General features: G+C 71.9%; 1 protein-coding gene. It reads right to left on the bottom strand.

Annotation, left to right across the window (positions count from 1 at the left end; all coding sequences use genetic code 11):
* Positions 1 to 99: 99 nt before the first annotated feature.
* Positions 100 to 796 (bottom strand): TolC family protein (locus B1A78_RS21920; RefSeq protein ID WP_144037974.1); only part of this gene is annotated, 697 nt, incomplete at its 5' end.

Below are 796 nucleotides of genomic sequence, written 5' to 3'. Positions count from 1 at the left end.
CTTGTTCGTTAGTCGCAGCGGGTGGGGTCCTGGACCTTGCGTAAGGCCGATGGCCCCACCCCGACCCCTCCCCTGAAGAGGAGGGGCTTTATTGCTCTCTCAACCCTCGGGTTCCTGCCACCCGCCACCCAGCGCGAGGAACAGCGCGACGAGGTTCGTCGCGCGCGTCTGTTCGGACTGGGCGATGCTCGCGCGGATCGCGGTGAGCGAGCGTTCGGTGTCGAGCACGACCTGGAAGCTTTCGCGCCCCGCCTGATAGCGCAGCCGCGCGATGCGTGCCGCATCCTCGGCCTCGGTCGCCGCGCGGCGCAGCGCCGCGAGCCGGTCGAGTTCGCCGGCATAATTGGCGAGCGCGCTTTCGCTCTCCTGCAAGGCGGCGAGCCACGCGCCGTCGAAGGTAGCAAGCGCGCCGTCGGCACCAGCCTCGGCCTGCTTCAGCCGCGAGCGCGCAACCTCCATATTGGGGAAGCTCCACGAGATCAGCGGGCCGAGCGAGAAGCGGAAACCGTCCGACGAGCCGAGGCCCGAGATCGACGATGCTGTCGATCCGACCGAGCCGCCGAGGCGGATGCTCGGATAGAGGTCGGCGGTCGCGACGTTGACCCGTGCCGCGGCGGCGGCGAGCTGGCGTTCGGCGCGGCGGATGTCGGGACGGCGCGCGAGCAGCGAGGCGCCGTCGCCGACCGGGATCGGGCGGTCGAGCTCGGGCGGCGCCTGACACGCGAGCACCGCGGCGGGCGCCTCGGCGGGCGGCTTGCCGGTGAGCACGGCGAGGCGATAGAGCGCTGCGCTGCGC

This window comes from Sphingopyxis sp. KK2 (assembly GCF_001990265.1).
In the GTDB taxonomy this organism is placed as follows: Bacteria; Pseudomonadota; Alphaproteobacteria; order Sphingomonadales; family Sphingomonadaceae; genus Sphingopyxis.
Note: the sequence above shows the minus strand (reverse complement) of the source record. Positions and strands in the feature narration are given on the sequence as shown.